Below are 18,662 nucleotides of genomic sequence, written 5' to 3'. Positions count from 1 at the left end.
AGTTAAGGCTTAATGCTTATACCTTGAAAAACTATACCTTGAACTGATTAACCAACTTCTGTTGTTGTTGAGACAGTTCGTCAATCTCATTACCGACTTGCTCAGAAGCTGCGGCTTGCTCCAAGATCTTAGCACTCAAATCGCGAATATTAACCACGCTTTGATTTACTTCACCGGAAACCGATTGTTGCTCTTCGGCTGCTCGAACGATCTGACTGTTCATATCACTGATCGCCTCAATAGAAGTAAAGATCGAACCCAGATCTTCAACTGCTTTCTGAACGTGGAGTGCTGTGTCGTTTGCAAGTATATTGCCTTCTTGTATCGCTTCAACGACATCTTGAGTTCCAGCATGAACCTTATCGATCACCGCTCTGATCTCACCAACAGATGACTGTGTGCGACTTGCGAGATTTCTTACCTCATCCGCAACAACAGCAAAACCTCGACCTTGTTCACCCGCCCTCGCCGCTTCAATAGCCGCATTCAATGCCAGTAAGTTAGTTTGCTCAGAGATCCCTTCAATAACACTTAATATCTCGGTGATGTTGCCGTTGTTTTTTGCCAATTCTTCAACAATAGGTACAGCGCTCGACATACGCTCCACCAGCTTTCTCATTTCACCAGCTGAGAGCTCAATGACTTGTTGCCCTTGTTGAGCTGAACGATTCGCTTCGCACGCTGCATCAACGGCCACTTCTGCATTTTGTACCACTAAGCCCGCAGTTTGAGTCATCTCTTCTGCCGCTGTTGCTACCAGATCGACTTCTTTAAACTGAGATTCACTACTCTCTCGAGTGCTTGATGCCGATGCTTTAGCCTGACTGGTCGTACTCGCCACTTGTTCAGTGGTATGGATAACTTCTTTGATCGTGTGTTGTAGCGTATCTAAGAATAAGTTAAACCCTTTAGATAACTGACCAATTTCGTCTTGAGATTTCACTTCCAAACGCTGAGTCAAATCACCTTCACCAGAAGCGATATCATTAAGTCGCTCGACCACTTGTCGAATAGGCTTAACAATTGAAAGTGAAGCAAATGCGATAATGGCTAGACCAAAGAAAGTGAACACGGTACCGGCAATTACTTCCGTCTTAATGCCTTCACTTAACTTAGTGCTAATGATGGAATCCAATTTATTTGCATCAGCGACAACACTCTCTCTTGGGATCTCGAACAACACGCCCCAAGTTTGGTTAGCCGCAACAACTGGAGCAAATGCGAGTAACCACTCACCGTTCTCACTCCATTGCGTTGTCACTTCGCCACCAAAGATAAAATCGGTCATCAAGTCGCTGTTTGTGTTGTTACTTTGGAAGCTCGAACCAACTGCAATGCTTGAATCATCAGAAGCAATAACAGAACCGTCTAGGCTCACCACGTAAACTGCACCTGCGCCACCGAACAAGCTTTGATCAGATTGAGTCACTACATTGGTTAAGCCATCTAACCTTAGGTCGATTCCTAAGAAACCAATCGCCATATCATCGACTAAGATAGGTACAGAGATTGAAGAGGTCAGTAAGGTTTTACCACCGCTGTTTACAACTCTTGGTGTACTAATACAGGTTTGCCCTGATGACAAAGGACAGTAGAAACGTTCACTGTTACTGTCATCACTCAATATAGATTCAGAAAGCACGTTCGGCAGAACATTCTCACCGTTGTCAGCCACCTTCCAATAAGGTGCAAAACGGCCTTTTTCGTTAGAGCCGACATAATCGGCATCCACATAGTTCGCGTCTTCACTATCGAGTAAGTCTGGTTTAAAGACTAAGTACGCTCCTTGAATCGAATCAAAGTTTAAAACTGAACGACGCACCATTTCGTCCAAAGCAGTACGAAGCTCTTCACTTGGCGTAAAGTTTTCATCTGCATTGTTCTTAAGAAACTGAGCATTCGCCGCTAGCATCTCAGCGCGATAAATCGCTTCGTCGACGTAACGTTGAGTTTCTTGAGCATTGAGCTGAGAAACAGACGCCAATAACTGCTGAGTTTTATTGATAACTGATTCTGAGCTTTGAGATTTGATGACTTGTTGATTACTCGTTGCGTTGTAGATCGAGAAACCAATAAGAGACAGTGAAGTAATGATTAGGCAACAACCTGCTAAGAGAGTTATTTTCCACTGTACCGATAGAGAGCGCATTTAATATCCTTATTTAAGCCAAAAGACTTCCATAACCATAACTATCACACCGACAACAAATTGCTGTACACAATGTAAAAGAGTTAGACGAATAGCTTAGCGAATAATTACAGCACAAATCGCTTACATATAAAACGAAAGTTTACATAAATGTTAACAAGCCATGCCTTTTACCTATTGCTTCTGCGATTTCAAAATAATCTACTCATACAATCATTGCCAATAGGCCTATTGCTCTAACATTTTGGGTATAACCTAGCATCGATATTTCAAGGAAGCTGACTCTCCCTACATCTTTAAAACGCCGCAATTTCGGATTACTTTTTCTAATCCAAGTTATAGATTTTTATCTTGATCAACTTCACATTTTTTGATTGCTAAGTCGGCAATCAAGCTCTAATATCTCGCGCCTAGATTCCCTGAATACTTTATTCTTTTGGCTCTCTTTAATGGAGTGCTAAGGCTTTTTACGTCTTTAATTTTTGGAGAGATACGCAAATGTCTGCCTCGTTTCCATTAGCGAAACTTACCTTTTTAATCGCTATTCTGACAGCCGTAGGTCAAATGACTCAAACGATGTACGTGCCTTCTATCGGTCATATGGCGGGTGAGTTCTTGGTTTCTGCGTCTTCACTTCAAGCTGTGATGGCGTGCTACTTGATCCCTTATGGTCTGTCGCAATTTGTCTACGGCCCGCTTTCTGATCGCCTAGGTCGTAAACCTATCATCGTGGTAGGTTTGATCATCTACATCATAGGTACTTTGGTAGCCTTATTCGCTCATGAGTATCAATGGTTCCTAGCGGGTAGCTTTATCCAAGGCTTAGGCATTGGTTGTGGCGGTGCGATGTCTCGAACATTGACTCGTGACTGTTTTGAAGGCGCAGAACTGCACCGTGCAAATAGCTTAATCAGCATGTGTGTGATTTTCTCACCATTGATGGCTCCTGTTTTGGGCGGTTACTTAACAGAAGCTTTCGGTTGGCGTTCTAGCTACTTGTTCCTCGCGCTGTTTGGTATCGCGGTTGTGATCACCATGATGACGAGCATGATGGAAACTCTGCCAAAAGAACGACGCAAAAATGAGTCTGTTGTAAACAGCTACAAATTCGTTCTGTCTGACAAACGCTTCCAAGGTTTCCTACTAGTTCTAGTAGCAACATTCGCGGGGGTCGCAGTATTTGAAGCCGCGGCTGGTGTATTACTTGGTGGCGTACTGGGCTTACCTGCAACCACAGTCAGCTTGTTGTTTGTTTTGCCTATTCCGGGTTACTTAGTGGGTGCTGGTCTATCGAGTTACATCGCACAACGTCGCTCTGAACGTCGCGCACTGAATATTGGCCTAGTGTCGATCTTAGTCGGTTCAGCCGTGGTGCTGATACCGGGTCTGTTTGGTCAAACAACAGCATTAACTTTGATTGGCGGTGCAACCATTTACTTCTTGGGCGCTGGTATCTTATTCCCAACAGCAACAACGGGAGCACTTTCGCCATTCCCATACCACGCAGGTACAGGAGGCGCGATCTTAGGGGGTATGCAGAACCTAGGTGCTGGTGTCGCAACACTATTGGCATCGTTCTTCCCAGCTCAAGATCAACTGCCGCTCGGTTGCCTGATGATTGCTATGTCATTTATCGTGATGCTTGGTTTACGTTGGGTCAATCGCAAGCCTGACCACTCAAACGAAATGCCATTGGCTATCTAAAGTAAAGCTCGAATCCAGCCCAAACGAAGAAAAGGGACATACTGATAAGTGTGTCCCTTTTTTGTTGCCCGTTTTCCCTCACCTCACGCCTTCCTAAATTTCATTTAACATTACTTTGATTTTTTGAAAACAATAACAGACACTTACGTTGAAAGTGCATATCCAGAATCCAATTATAAATAACATCACTGGAAGAAAACTAACCACTAACTAAAGGATGCTGGCATTAAAACGAGTAAGGTGCACACTAAGGATCTACAGATGCGTTTCGCTTTAACCACATTAGCCGTATCGGCCGCGCTTGTCGCCGGATGCAGCAATCAAGGAATAACAACCATGAAACACTACTCTCCATCGCAACTCGTCGCTCAGCAGACACAAGCTCCTGTTGCTAAGAAAGTCCCTCATGCAATGACGATTCATGGTGATACTCGAATCGATAATTACTACTGGATGCGTGATGATGAACGCCAAGATCCAGAGATCTTGCAACATCTTGAACAAGAGAACCAGTACGCAGAGACCGTGCTGAAGCATACAGAATCAACACAAAAACAGTTATTTGAAGAGATAAAAGGCCGAATCGCGAAAGACGACAATTCGGTACCGGTGCGCAAAGGCAGCTACTACTACTCGAATAAAGTTACAGGTGACAACGAATACCCAGTTCACTTGCGTGAAAAAGACTTTTTAGGCACAGACAAGCAAGTCATCTTAGACGTTAACGAACTAGCAAAAGAACATGAATTCTTCAGTATTGGTGGCTTAACGATCAGCCCAGACGAAAACTTGTTGGCCTATGGCGAAGATACGCTGAGCCGCCGCATTTACACCATCAAGATCAAAGACCTCACCACTGGTGAATACCTAAAAGATGAAATTGAAGGTGCTTCGAGTGCTATCGCGTGGCAAAACAATAACCAAGCCTTCTACTACATCAAGAAAGATCCACAAACGCTGCTGGGTTACCAAGTCTACCGCCATGTATTAGGCACACCTCAAACAAGCGATGAGTTAATCTACGAAGAAACCGACAGCGCTTACTACACCTCTTTGAGTAAAAGCAAAGATGGTGAACAGGTCTACATTTGGCACTCGAGCACAGAAACCAGTGGTGTTTCAGTCATAGATGCCAACAACCCAAAGGCTAAAGCCGAAGCTTTTTACCCAAAAGAGACAGGCATAGAGTACAGCATCGCTAAATTGAGTGATTGGTATTACATTTATACCAACTACCAAGCGGTCAACTTTCGTTTAATGAAAGTCGCAGCCGAAGAGATGCATGACCGCTCAAAATGGGTCGATGTCATTACAGCAGACGATAACACTCAGCTTGTTGATTTCGAGTTGTTTGATGACCATCTTGTTTACGAGCAACGTGCGGATGGCTTGTCTAAAGTCACGGTTCGCCAACTCTCAACAGGTAAAGAGTTCCCACTTAAATTTAACGACACCGCTTTCGCCGCTTACTTAACGAGTAACTATGAGTTAGATAACTCAAAAGTTCGAATCTATTACAGCAGCTTGACTACGCCTGGAACTTACTATGATTTCGACCTAAGCACGGGTGAGTATGAAATCAAGAAGCAAACACCAGTATTAGGTGATTTCGAAGCGGATAACTACCAATCAGAGCGAATCATGGTGACGGCTCGCGATGGTAAGCTAGTACCTGTTTCTTTGGTCTATCGCAAAGGTTTGTTCAAGAAAGACGGCACTAACCCAATTTACCAATACGGCTACGGATCTTACGGTTCAACCATTGAACCGACCTTCAGCTCGACTCGTCTCAGCCTGCTTGATAGAGGCTTCGTTTTTGCGATCGCTCACATCCGCGGTTCAGAAATGCTAGGGCGCCCTTGGTATGAAGACGGCAAAAAGCTGACCAAGCAAAACACGTTCAATGACTTTATCGATGTAACTAAAGGCCTAGTTGAAGAAGGTTATGGCGCTAAAGACAAAGTATTTGCGGTGGGCGGTTCGGCAGGCGGTCTACTTATGGGAGCGATCATCAACCAAGCTCCTGAATTATATAGAGGCATTGGAGCACATGTTCCGTTTGTCGATGTGGTAACAACCATGCTTGATGAGTCGATCCCTCTTACGACTAACGAATACGACGAATGGGGCAACCCTAACAATAAAACCTACTATGACTACATGCTGAGTTACTCACCGTACGACAACATTAAGGTACAAAACTACCCAAACATGTTGGTGACAACAGGCCTACATGATTCACAGGTACAGTACTTTGAGCCAATGAAATGGGTGGCGAAACTGCGTGAAATGAAAACAGACAACAATGTACTGGTGTTCAAAACCGATATGGAAGCCGGCCACGGTGGCGCTTCTGGTCGATTTAAGCGATTAAAAGAAGATGCTCTTGAATACGCCTTCTTTTTAGACTTACTAAAAACTCTGTAGACTCAGCGTAACTGTAGGTATTCACACAATTTAACGTCGCCATTTAGTCTCGACAAAATGGCGACAGAAATTACTAAGCATGGTTAAATACGATGAACCATGAAATCCACCAAATCAAAAAATCTTTGAAAACTCGCAGTGACAAAGGTTTACGAGAGGTATAAAAACAAATGAAAGTAATTAGCTTCAACATCAACGGCCTGAGAGCCCGCCTTCATCAACTGCAAGCTGTTATCGACAAACACCAACCGGACGTAATTGGTCTGCAAGAGATAAAAGTACACGATGAAGCCTTCCCTATTGCTGATGTTGAAGCAATGGGCTACAAGGTTTACTTTCACGGCCAAAAAGCGCATTACGGTGTGGCTATGCTGTGTAAGCAAGAGCCAATCTCAGTTCAGAAAGGTTTTCCAACCGACAATGAAGACCATCAAAAGCGTATGATCATGGCGACGTTTGAAGATGAAAACGGTGAAAAGGTTACCGTACTAAATGGTTACTTCCCTCAAGGGGATAACATCAAGCATGAAACCAAATACCCGTACAAGCGCGAGTTCTACAAAGACTTGATGACTTACCTAAACGATCACCACAACAAAGATGAACAAGTGATCGTGATGGGCGACATTAATATCAGCCCTATCGACGCAGACATCGGCATTGGTGAACCTAATGCAAAACGTTGGTTGAAAACCGGTAAGTGCTCTTTCCAACCTGAAGAACGCGAATGGCTAAAAACTCTAATGGATTGGGGTTTTGTGGATAGCTTCCGTCTACTGCACCCTGAAGTGAATGATCAATACTCGTGGTTTGATTACCGTTCAAAAGGTTTCGTAGACAACCGCGGTCTACGTATTGATGTAGTCCTAGCAACTCAGAAACTTGCTGATAAGTGTACTGAAGCAGGCATCGACTACGAACTACGTGGCATTGAAAAGCCATCTGACCACGCACCAATTTGGTCGACGTTTAAGTAGAAAATAGGGAGCTCATGCTCCCTATTTACTTTTTAGATTAGTTGATTGCCAAGGGGTTGTCCCGTCGATACTAATAGGTGCTGTGGCAAACTCATCGACACAATAACCTTGGTTTGAGCTCGCGAAGTACGTTAGTGGCATTAGTGGCAAATTCAGTGTCACTACTTGTTGTTTTGCTTTATCCGTAAAACTAAAGCCCCACATATCTAGATAATTCCGCATATCCCGCTCGTTGACATAACTCAGCGCAACCAACAGCCAATCGTCGTTCGTGATCTGATTTGCTTCCTCTCTTGAATAGCTGTCAAAGCCAATGGTTTGCCTATTTGCAACCCACAACTCGTCACTCGACTTTAAACGATTAAACTCACGCTCAATCAAGTGTAAACGCCCTAGCAAATGCCAACCAGAACTCAATACACCTTGCTGCTCAGTTAACATCATCATTTGAATGAAGACTCTCGCTCCCCAGCTCCAACCGGTTTGATTCTGAGCTGCCATAAAAGCATTTGGGTCAGATTGAGCTCGGCTCTGCTGCAAAAGTTCATACTGCCCTTTAAAATCTAAGCCTTGGCAAGACGATACTTTTCCGGTGTCTTTATAATATTTTGATTTACTAAAATACGAATAGTAGTTCGTTGTAGAGTGCCCATCCCAGCCGCTAAACCTAAATCGACCACGCTCTAAACCATGCCCTAACTCGTGAAGATCACCATGCCCTAATGGATGAAACGACCAATAGGCATCATACGGGTTTCCTGAACAACCATAGCCACAGTTAGCTTGGTCTGCATTCATATGCTTTACAATGTCAATGGTTGCAATTTCCCAGCCCTTGTCTTCCCCGTATTGGTGTATTTCAGCAATTTCATCAATACCCGGCCCTTTAAAGCCTGCAAGTGCATGAGGAAAGTTATGTACATAACGCTCTGTGGCAAGAGCCATATCATGAGGCTGAGCCCAATCAGCAGCACTGATAGACTCTTTCATTTTGTCTAGTTTAGAGTGGACTTCAAATCCAGGTGTTACCAGTTCTGCCCAGTCAAACTTTTCTTCTTCAAGTTGTGCCACAAAACTATCGTTGTCCGCCTCACTTCGCCAAACCGGGTGTTGAGCAACATTTTCAAAACGCAACTCCACATCGATATCATTGGTATCAAAATGAACCTGTAATGTTCCACCATAGGCTGAAGTGAGATAAATCGTCTCGCCTGGTTTCACTGGATAAGTTACCGAGGTTAAAAATTTCGGCCGAGCGTAACCGTCATTGCCTGAAAACTCGTGTGTCGCGCCACTACGCAATGTATTAAATGCAATAGACGTAGCCACTTCGTTACTGTCTAAGCGAGTCACCTTAATCGTCTCACCTGGCAATGCGTACACTCCAGCTGATCGAAAGTGTCTCTTGGACTCAAAGGCAATTGTTTTGGTGACGAGCGGTACGTTTTCAAAACTCTTGGTACTGAAATTGCCTAGACTTGGTTGCGCCGCGTTATACACGCGACTGTTGTAGGTCGCGTAATCACTGTAATAAGAGCGAAGAAAATCAATTCTCTCTGTCACGCCCTTACCCATTGGATACTGAACGTCTTGGCGATAGCGATCCGCAAGTAACAGTAACAACTTTTCATATTCGTAATCATCGGTTGAAAATAGGTCAACTTTGTTACTATCAAGTGATGTTAAGTGCGAACGAATACTGTTTGCTGCAGTATAGAACTCTTCATCCATATTGGATTCATCAGGGCAAGATTTGTCATCGCAGGTAGTCAAGTCAACGGTAAAACTATCATCTTTCAGTCTCTGTAAAAGCGCTTGTTGTTGAACAATGTTATCCGGCACCTGATTAATGAGCTGTGTAGAATCCCAATTAGACAGGCCAAGCTTGCGCCAATAGTTATCACCAACGTAGGTCATGTGCATTTCAGCAAACAAGGCATTACCTAAGTCCGTCAGACCGCCATCAAGATGTAGATATAACACTGGAATATTTTTGCTGAACGCCAAACGTAACCCTGAAATCACATCTTCAATGTCATCACCATCATTTAACTTTTGAGACAAAACTAGCAAGTCAGGGTTATTGGCTTCAATACATTGACTTAATTTACTACCATCACAAGTATTGTCAGCGTTGATAACCATAGAAGCATTAACATTGTCGGTTAACCAGTTTCGTGTTGCTTGATCATCAGGAAAATAATGAGACTGATCAAGCTGAGCTAACACAACATTTTGTGGCGAGTCAGTACTAGAAGTCCACCTAACTAAGTTCTTCAACCAAGTATCCATCTCTTCGTTGACAGAATCAGGAAAGCGCTGCTTAGTTCGAAACGGGTTACTTGCTAATGCTGCATAGCGGTTGTCGTCTGACGTATAACCCGCAATACCAATGACAAGCTCTTGGTTGGCATAGCCATCTTGCATCGCTTTATTGGTTTTTAAGATGACATCGTTAAAGCCATAGGTAGGTAAGATAATTGCCGTGTCATGTGTTGGATCCCAATGAAGATTACGTAGAGGTTCCCCTTCAGAGTTTTGGGATAAAGCTTGCTTAATATGATTGTAGTCCTCGTTGTATTGAGCAACTAATGCTTGGCTTGCCTCAATAAACTCCAAGGAATTATCAACATAAGAAGCATTACCAGTCGACAAGGCTTTTTGAACAGCGGTTTGCGGAATTGGGTTTATATCTGGCTCACCGCTTCCATCACCGTCATTACCTCCTCCTCCAGAACCTCCAGAACCTCCAGAACCTCCAGAACCTCCAGAACCTCCAGAACCTCCAGAACCTCCAGAACCAGTTTGGGCACTTTCACCGCCACTACCACCTCCGCATCCTAAAAGTGATAACGTGATAACACAAAGAACCAAGTTCGCTAGTAAGTTACTCTTTTTCATCATCATTCCGTACAACAACAAAATCTTTCCGAGTCTATCTATAGTTAAGTCTAAAGCAATTATTCTAATGAATGCGTGAACGCAATTTGAAGCAAGTTAACTGTTTTTAAAAATCTATAGTTAGTATTGACGAGTCTCTGCCCAAACCATGACTGTGTTACCTTTTCGATATAAAAAACGGCGCTATAGAAGCGCCGTTTTATTAATATGATTTGTACAGGGTGCGATTAACTAAGAGGCCTTAGGTAAGCAAGGAAACGTTTCTCTGCGAATTTGAAAATCGCGATGATGATAAACGTGAGCGCCATGTAAAACAGACCTGCCGTTAGGAAAGATTCAAATGGAGCGTAATAACGTGAGTTAACCAAACGAGCTGCACCAGTTAGATCCATAATGGTTACGATACCTGCTACCGCAGAGCCGTGAAGCATGAAAATGACTTCATTACTGTAAGCTGGCAGTGCGCGACGTAAAGCACTTGGTAAAATGATACGACGGTAAGTCTTCGGTGTACTCATGCCGTATGCTTTTGCAGCTTCCACTTCACCTTTCGGTAACCCGTTGATCGCACCACGAATGATCTCTGCGGTATAAGCTGACGTGTTAAGAATGAATGCCACTAAAGCACAGAACCATGCGTTTTCCCACAATGTGTCTTTCACTGGGAAAAACTGATCCATACCGTAGTAAATCAGGTACAGCTGAACCAATAATGGTGTGCCACGGAAGAAATAGATGAATGACCAAGCTGGAGCATTAATCATCATATTTGGACTGTTACGAGCGATAGCTAACGGTATGGCTACGAATAAGCCAATGACCAAAGCGACACAAACCATCCAAGCCGTTGTCCATAAACCACCAAGGTAAATCGGCAGGCTTTCAATTATCAATGAAAAGTCCATAACTACCTCGCGTGGATACTGAATTTACGTTCAACCAACTTAAGTAAGCCCGTCGAAACACTGGTGAAGAATAAGAAGATCAGCGCCACCGTCATATAGAAGGTAAATGGCATTTTGGTTGAACCTGCAGCTAATGCGCTAACGCGGACCATGTCTTCTAGGCCGATAATCGAAACCAACGCAGTCGTCTTAAGCAGAACCAACCAGTTATTACCAAAGCCCGGCAGTGCGTGACGAATCATTTGCGGTAATAGAATACGACGAAACGCTAAAACGGGTCCCATGCCATAGGCCTTTGCGGCTTCCATTTCACCGCTATCAACAGCCATGATTGCACCACGGAAGGTTTCAGCCATGTAAGCGCCAAAGATGAAGCCAATGGTTAAGACACCAGCAATGAATGGGCTGACATCAATATAATCTGGTAAGTAAGAGGTCCATTCGTGGTTAGGATCACTTGAGGTGAACCACTCATTGAGCCACTCATTGGTGGAATACAAACTGTTGTTTAAAAGGATTTGTCCACCAAAGAAAATCAGCATCATCAAGACGAGATCAGGAATGCCTCGAATAACAGTTGTATAGAGGGTTGCAATAGCACGAGCCCAGCGATAAGGCGCTAGTTTTGCTAAGGCACCTAGCATACCAAGAACCATAGCTAAAATTAGCGACAGCAAGGCAACTTCGATTGTAAGCACCGCCCCTTTCAGGATCGAAGCTTCATATCCTTGTAAATCAAACATAATGAATTCCAACAGAACTGCGAAAAAGTTGGTAAGACAGGGAGAGGAGAACCTCTCCCTTAAGAAGTGACGCTAGAAATTACTGACCGTATACGTCGTAGTTGAAGTATTTAGCAGCGATATCTTGGTAGATGCCTTTCTCACGTAGTGAAAGAATTGCAGCATCTAATTGCTTAGTCAGATCTTTGTCTTGCTTACGTAGAGCAATACCAAAACCTTCACCGAACCACTTAGGATCTGTTAGTGATGGACCAACAAACTCGTAAGCTTCACCACCAGCTTTGTTTAGTACGCCTTCTTCTAGAGCAGATGCATCACCCAGTACAGCAGCAACACGACCGTTAGCTAGATCAAGGTAAGCTTCATCGAATGAACCGTAACGAACGATTTCTACTGTGTCACCGTAGTTGTCTGTTAGATATTTATCGTGAGTTGTTGCACGTTGAACCGCAATTTTTTGACCGCTTAGATCATCGAAGTTAAGACCTGCACCTTTTTTAGCAATGAACTTGTTTGGGATAAGTGCGTATTTGCCAGTGAAATCGATCTTTTTCTTACGCTCTTCCGTGATAGACATTGCCGCGATGATCGCATCATATTTACGAGCAAGTAGAGAAGGGATAATGCCATCCCAGTCTTGTGCAACGATCTTGCACTTCACCTGCATTTCAGTACAAAGTGCGTTAGCCATATCGACATCGAAGCCTTTTAGTGAACCGTCAGCTTCTGTCCAGCTAAATGGAGGGTAAGCACCTTCAATACCGAAACGTACTGTTTTCCATTCTTTTGCTTGAGCTACGCCCGTTGCAGCAGTTGCAGCAAGTGCCGCGACTAATAACCACTTTTTCATATCCCTACTCCTGTGATTTAGGTTTTTATGTTTTGCTAATTTTAATATTGTGTTTGTTGTTACTTATTAACTTACTTGTTGTGTTTCATTGTTAACACTGTCGCCATTTACCTTAGCAACAGCATTTCAATTCTGATTAGTAAATCGATGAGATAAATTGTTGTAATCGCTCAGATTCAGGCTCAGTAAACAGTTTAGCTGGATCGCCCTGTTCTTCCACTAAGCCTTGATGCAGGAACATCACATGGTTTGATACGTCACGAGCAAAAGCCATTTCATGTGTTACCACAAGCATGGTTCTTCCTTCTTCTGCTAGATCACGCATTACACCAAGTACTTCCCCTACTAACTCAGGGTCAAGTGCTGATGTTGGTTCATCAAACAGCATCACCTCAGGATCAACCGCTAACGCTCGAGCAATTGCCGCACGTTGTTGTTGCCCACCTGATAAATGACCTGGGTAGTAATCTTTACGCTCATACAGGCCTACTTTTTTAAGTAGTAGTTCTGCATTTTCAATCGCTTGAGCTTTAGGTACACCTAAGACGTGAACAGGCGCTTCGATAACATTTTCGAGAACGGTCAGGTGAGACCAAAGATTGAAGCCTTGAAAAACCATCGCTAAGCGAGAACGGATTCGCTGTACTTGTTTTTCATTAGCAGGAACAGATACACCTTGGCGGTTGTTTTTCATTTGAATTAATTCGCCATTAACCCAAATTTCGCCTGCGGTTGGTGTCTCTAAAAGGTTGATACATCTAAGGAAAGTACTTTTACCCGACCCTGAAGATCCGATAATCGATACAACATCGCCTTTATGCGCAGAAAGTGAAATTCCTTTTAAAACTTCATTTTGACCAAACGTTTTGTGTAGATCCTTTATGTCCAGCGCTGGTACATCTTTCATGCGCTTTCTCTCCCAAGTTTGTGAAAATGCAAGGTACTCCGACCTTTTCATGCGATACAAACTAGCACCACACGAAAAAACATGCAACAAATTATTAACCTAATAAATTGGAATAAATAGCGATTCACTCTGACTTATTATGCAAAAGGTAGCGTTTTCACCTCAATTTAATGAATGAGTTCTATCAATAAGCTGTAATTACACCCCTTACATTGTTTAAATAAAGTTAACCAAAATGAGATTCTCGTAGCTTGATGTCTCACAAGAAAAACAGGTTTTGTGAACTTAGAAACATCGCGACCCACAAAATATAGCGCGAACATTCAGCACACCATCCTCACCATAATTCACAATTATTTTAAGGTTATTACATTGTAAGTATTTTACTCAGAGCGTGGGGCAAGCGAGTAATAGTGAGATAACTCAGTAAACATAAAGCATTCAGCCAATTCCATAGCGGTAAAGGCTCGGAGAAGATAAGAAAACGTCAATTTGTGAAAACTAATTACACGATTCATCAATGGAAAGTTAATGAATCGCTGCGTTTTGTAGCTTTCTTTCACATACACTCATAAAGTGATCAAGATCAATCACCCTAAAGGGTAAGCTTGTTAGACTCCTCAGCAAAGAATAAGGCATTAAAAATGCCAAACATTTCTTTTAACTTAGCTGCATAAAGCACATCAAGACCGTGCAACATAATGTTAATGAGTTATAACTAAGAAATAACGCAATTACGCAATTACGCGAACTTATAGAATTCAATTTTAGAATTACTAACATAAAAATATGAGGAATCTATGTCAGACGTTGTGAACAATGCGAACTCTGAAGTAGAAGAGAAAAGCTATAAAGAGCTACACCGCCCTGCTTCTGAATTTGAGAGCCGCTCAGATTATCTAGATCATGAGCTTCAAATCATGAAGCCTCGCCGCTTCGGTTTAAACCTTCCTGGTCGTGACTTCCGCTTTGAACTTGAAGACCTTGTTCCTGCACTTGCTGGTACCATTGGTATCATCGCGATGTACTCAGCAGTAATGATGTCTTGGGCTGATGGCCTAACTCAAGCTTGGGATCACGTAAACTTGGGTAAAGAGTTTGCGATTGAAGTCGCTCGTGTAGAAATGCTTATCCCTGCACTGCTGTTTTGTATCCTTGCTTCTGGTTTCTTTAACCCTAAAGCAAACCTTGCCGGTAACCACGGCCCAATGATTCCTCTTATTGGTACCATTGCTTTAGCTGGTGCTCACCCTCTTGCATTGGCAATTCTTATTGGTGTTTTCGGTCTAATCCTAAGTTTCCTAAAAGGCGGCTCCAAGCTGGTTAACCTAACTTCGGAAGGTACCGCTGGTGGCTTGCTCATTTTCTTAGGCCTAACGGGCACCATGAGCCAAATTAACTCAATTCAAACATGGGCGGTTGGTCTTCAATCTTCTACTGTTGAAGCGGGCAGTATGGGTTACGTTGGTTTAATTGTTCTTGCTATTACTATTGCTATCTACGCTTTCTTAGCAAAAGTAAACAAGCGTTGGTTGGCTATCCCAGTGTGTGCATTCACAGGCCTTGCTATTGCATTAGCACTAGGTGCAGGTTTCGATATCGTGTTCGAAACTGAAATGGGTATTCCAAACCTAAACCCAGTTTACTGGTGGGGTTCTACTTCTGAAGGTTGGATGCTTGGCTTGCCAAACGTTGAACACTTCATCGCTTCTCTACCATTCGCAATTCTTGCAGTAGCGATGTGGTCACCTGACTTCCTAGGTCACCGTATCTTCCAAGAACTGAACTACCCTAAAAAGTCTGAAAAAGTACTTATGGATGTAGATGACACAATGACTATGTGTTCAGTTCGTCAAATGGTGGGTACTGCGGTTGGTGGTGGTAACATCACATCTTCTTGGGGTACTTACATGATCCCAGCAGCTATCGCGAAACGTCCAATTCCTGGCGGCGCAATCTTGCTTGGTTCTCTATGTATTATTGTAGCGATTCTTGGCTTCCCAATGGACGTTGCGGTATGGCCACCAGTGATGCGTGTCGCGCTACTTGTAGGTGTATCTCTACCTCTACTTGAAGCGGGTATGCAAATGGTTAAGGATTCAAAAGATTCTCAAGCGGCTGGTATCTGTATCTTCGGTTCTGCGGTTGTTAACCCAGTACTAGCGTGGGCACTGACTATGCTTCTTGATAACAACGGCCTAATTGGTGATAAAGAGCGTGCGAAGCGTCTATCATTTGTAGACAAGATTGTTATCCCAGTTGGTGTTTTAGTTATCTGTCTAGTAGCAATGCTTACAGTTGGTATGCTAGAAAGCCAATATGGTCTAAAAGCTTGGCTATAATGGTCCTTACTACACAAAAGTAGTAATCGGATTAAAAAAAAGTTTGGGTGGCAACCCCTGTCACTCAAATTTTTTCAACTTTTTTTGGCATTTATTGATTTAGTTTAAGGTTTGCAGGAATTTTTTAGCGTAGTCTTGAATTCATAGAGTAAAGACAACATATAAAAAGTAGTGACAATATATATAACCATATGACGCTTATATGCTCATATATATTGTTATTAATAAGAGTGTACTACCCTTACGAGGGGCGCTGGCTCAACAGTGTTAATGTACGTATTTTTTCTACTAAAAAGGTAGGTATGTCATGGCAGAGCAATTTGCTAAAGCTTGGGAAGATTTTGCTGCAGGTGAGTGGCAAAGCGAAGTAAACGTTCGTGATTTCATTCAAAAGAACTACACGCCGTATGAAGGCGACGAGTCTTTCCTAGTTTCTGAGGGTACTGAAGCAACTAACAAGCTTTGGTCTTCGGTAATGGAAGGTATCAAACAGGAAAACGCAACTAAAGCACCTGTAGATTTCGATACTTCTGTTATCTCTACCATTACTGCTCACGATGCAGGTTACATTGAGAAAGATCTTGAGACTATCGTTGGTCTACAAACTGAGAAGCCACTAAAACGTGCAATCATCCCTAACGGTGGTGTACGTATGGTTGAAGGTTCTTGTAAAGCATACGGTGAAACTCTTGACCCAATGGTTTCAAAAATCTACTCAGAATACCGCAAAACACACAATGCTGGCGTTTTCGATATCTACACTCCTGATATCCTAAAATGTCGTAAGTCTGGTGTTCTGACTGGTCTTCCTGATGCATACGGCCGTGGTCGTATCATTGGTGACTACCGTCGTGTTGCACTTTACGGTATTGATTTCCTAATGAAAGACAAAGCTGCTCAATTCGCTTCTCTACAAGAGCGTTTCGAGAACGGCGAAGATCTTTCTGCAACAATGCAATTGCGTGAAGAGATCTCTGAGCAACATCGTGCTCTAGGTCAAATCAAGCAAATGGCTGAGAAATACGGTTTCGATATCTCTGAGCCAGCTCAAACTGCTCAAGAAGCTATCCAGTGGACTTACTTCGGCTACCTAGCTGCTGTTAAATCTCAAAACGGTGCTGCAATGTCTCTAGGTCGTACTTCGACTTTCCTAGACATCTACATCGAGCGTGATATCGCTGCTGGCAAAATCACAGAAGACCAAGCACAAGAAATGATCGACCACTTCGTAATGAAGCTGCGTATGGTTCGTTTCCTACGTACTCCTGAGTACGATGAGCTATTCTCTGGCGACCCAATCTGGGCAACAGAATCTATGGGTGGCATGGGTATCGACGGTCGTACGCTAGTAACGCGTTCGAACTTCCGTTTCCTAAACTCGCTATACACTATGGGTCCTTCTCCAGAGCCAAATATCACTGTTCTTTGGTCTGAGCAACTACCTGACGGCTTCAAGCGTTTTTGTGCGAAGGTATCTATCGATACTTCTTCTATCCAGTACGAAAATGATGACCTAATGCGTCCTGACCTTGAGTCTGATGATTACGCTATCGCTTGTTGTGTATCTCCAATGATCGTTGGTAAGCAAATGCAGTTCTTCGGTGCTCGTGCTAACCTTGCGAAAACAATGCTTTACGCAATCAACGGCGGTGTGGACGAAAAACTTAAGATGCAAGTTGGTCCTAAAGAAGCTCCAATGACTGACGCTGTTCTTGATTACGATAAAGTAATGGACCGTCTAGATCACTTCATGGACTGGTTAGCTAAGCAATACGTGACTGCACTAAACAGCATTCACTACATGCACGACAAGTACAGCTACGAAGCTTCTCTAATGGCTCTTCATGACCGTGACGTTCGTCGTACTATGGCTTGTGGTATTGCTGGTCTATCTGTTGCAGCTGACTCACTGTCTGCAATCAAATTCGCGACTGTTAAACCAATCCGCGACGAAGATGGCATCGCAACTGACTTCGAAATCGAAGGCGATTACCCTAAATACGGTAACAACGACTCTCGTGTAGATGACATTGCTTGTGAACTAGTTTCTACGTTCATGAACAAGATCCGTAAGCTTAAGACTTACCGTGATTCAATCCCTACACAGTCAGTTCTTACTATCACGTCTAACGTGGTTTACGGTAAGAAAACTGGTAACACTCCAGACGGTCGTCGTGCTGGCGCTCCTTTCGCTCCTGGTGCTAACCCAATGCACGGTCGTGATGAGAAAGGCGCAGTAGCTTCACTAACGTCTGTAGGTAAACTACCGTTTGCTGATGCACAAGATGGTATCTCTTACACGTTCTCTATCGTGCCAAACGCACTAGGTAAAGAACAAGACAGCCAACGTGCTAACCTTGCAGGCCTAATGGATGGTTACTTCCACCACGAAGCTGGCATTGAAGGTGGTCAACACCTTAACGTTAACGTTCTTAACCGCGAAACTCTTGAAGACGCAGTTAAGCACCCTGAGAAGTACCCTCAGCTAACAATCCGTGTATCTGGTTACGCTGTTCGCTTTAACTCTCTAACTGCAGAGCAACAAGCTGACGTAATCGCACGTACATTTACTGAGTCTCTATAAGCTCACGCTAAATAGACAGTAAATAATATTAGCCTCGCCAATGTGCGGGGCTTTTTTATATCCGTTGTAAATCGCACAAGCTTAACCCATCCCTCGAAGTGTTAGATTGAGCAAAAAAGCACCCTGCCATTCACTTTTTTTCCACAAATCCTGTCAAATTACGGTAATATCTC

Annotated in this window: 11 protein-coding genes; 5 read left to right on the top strand and 6 right to left on the bottom strand. The window is 43.3% G+C overall.

Annotated features, from left to right (window positions below):
• Window positions 1-31: 31 nt before the first annotated feature.
• Entirely contained in the window at window positions 32-2,149 is a 2,118-nt protein-coding gene (locus tag CWO13_RS05995) for a methyl-accepting chemotaxis protein (protein ID WP_108082645.1), read from the bottom strand.
• Window positions 2,150-2,647: 498 nt separating this feature from the next.
• On the opposite strand from CWO13_RS05995, the gene emrD reads away from it, so the two are divergent.
• The 3 genes from emrD to xthA all read left to right on the top strand — a co-directional run bounded on the left by emrD (window position 2,648) and on the right by xthA (window position 7,257).
• A complete protein-coding gene (emrD, locus tag CWO13_RS05990; protein ID WP_108082644.1) occupies window positions 2,648-3,853 on the top strand; it encodes a multidrug efflux MFS transporter EmrD in 1,206 nt (401 codons plus the stop codon).
• A 336-nt stretch (window positions 3,854-4,189) separates the two neighbouring features.
• Window positions 4,190-6,280 carry a S9 family peptidase gene (locus CWO13_RS05985; RefSeq protein WP_181359911.1) on the top strand — a complete coding sequence of 697 codons (2,091 nt, stop codon included), beginning with the start codon at window positions 4,190-4,192 and terminating at the stop codon, window positions 6,278-6,280.
• 170 nt (window positions 6,281-6,450) lie between these two features.
• Window positions 6,451-7,257, top strand: a complete 807-nt coding sequence (xthA, locus tag CWO13_RS05980; RefSeq protein ID WP_019824400.1) for an exodeoxyribonuclease III — start codon at window positions 6,451-6,453, stop codon at window positions 7,255-7,257.
• 21 nt (window positions 7,258-7,278) lie between these two features.
• Here xthA and CWO13_RS05975 read toward each other — a convergent pair whose 3' ends face one another.
• From CWO13_RS05975 to CWO13_RS05955, 5 genes are all read right to left on the bottom strand, one after another.
• The gene (locus CWO13_RS05975) at window positions 7,279-10,158 is read right to left on the bottom strand and encodes an ImpA family metalloprotease (RefSeq protein ID WP_108082642.1); all 2,880 of its coding nucleotides are present in this window, start codon (window positions 10,156-10,158) and stop codon (window positions 7,279-7,281) included.
• A gap of 227 nt (window positions 10,159-10,385) precedes the next feature.
• Window positions 10,386-11,063 (bottom strand): ABC transporter permease, encoded by a 678-nt coding sequence (locus CWO13_RS05970; protein ID WP_048664666.1) that lies wholly within the window; start codon window positions 11,061-11,063, stop codon window positions 10,386-10,388.
• A gap of 2 nt (window positions 11,064-11,065) precedes the next feature.
• A complete protein-coding gene (locus tag CWO13_RS05965; RefSeq protein WP_108082641.1) occupies window positions 11,066-11,806 on the bottom strand; it encodes an ABC transporter permease in 741 nt (246 codons plus the stop codon).
• 79 nt (window positions 11,807-11,885) lie between these two features.
• Window positions 11,886-12,656 carry an ABC transporter substrate-binding protein gene (locus tag CWO13_RS05960; RefSeq protein ID WP_048659693.1) on the bottom strand — a complete coding sequence of 257 codons (771 nt, stop codon included), beginning with the start codon at window positions 12,654-12,656 and terminating at the stop codon, window positions 11,886-11,888.
• Between the two features lie 136 nt (window positions 12,657-12,792).
• On the bottom strand, window positions 12,793-13,563 hold the full coding sequence (locus tag CWO13_RS05955) for an ABC transporter ATP-binding protein (RefSeq protein WP_004736532.1): 771 nt from the start codon (window positions 13,561-13,563) through the stop codon (window positions 12,793-12,795).
• 800 nt (window positions 13,564-14,363) lie between these two features.
• Between CWO13_RS05955 and CWO13_RS05950 the strand changes: the two genes are divergently transcribed.
• Together CWO13_RS05950 and pflB are read left to right on the top strand one after the other, a co-directional pair.
• Complete coding sequence (locus CWO13_RS05950; RefSeq protein WP_108082640.1) at window positions 14,364-15,905, top strand: DUF3360 family protein; 1,542 nt, start codon at window positions 14,364-14,366, stop codon at window positions 15,903-15,905.
• 307 nt (window positions 15,906-16,212) lie between these two features.
• Window positions 16,213-18,489 carry a formate C-acetyltransferase gene (pflB, locus tag CWO13_RS05945; protein ID WP_055319744.1) on the top strand — a complete coding sequence of 759 codons (2,277 nt, stop codon included), beginning with the start codon at window positions 16,213-16,215 and terminating at the stop codon, window positions 18,487-18,489.
• The last annotated feature ends 173 nt before the right edge of the window (window positions 18,490-18,662 follow it).

This window comes from Vibrio sp. ZF 223, assembly GCF_003050585.1.
Taxonomy (GTDB): Bacteria; Pseudomonadota; Gammaproteobacteria; order Enterobacterales; family Vibrionaceae; genus Vibrio; species Vibrio crassostreae.
Note: the sequence above shows the minus strand (reverse complement) of the source record. Positions and strands in the feature narration are given on the sequence as shown.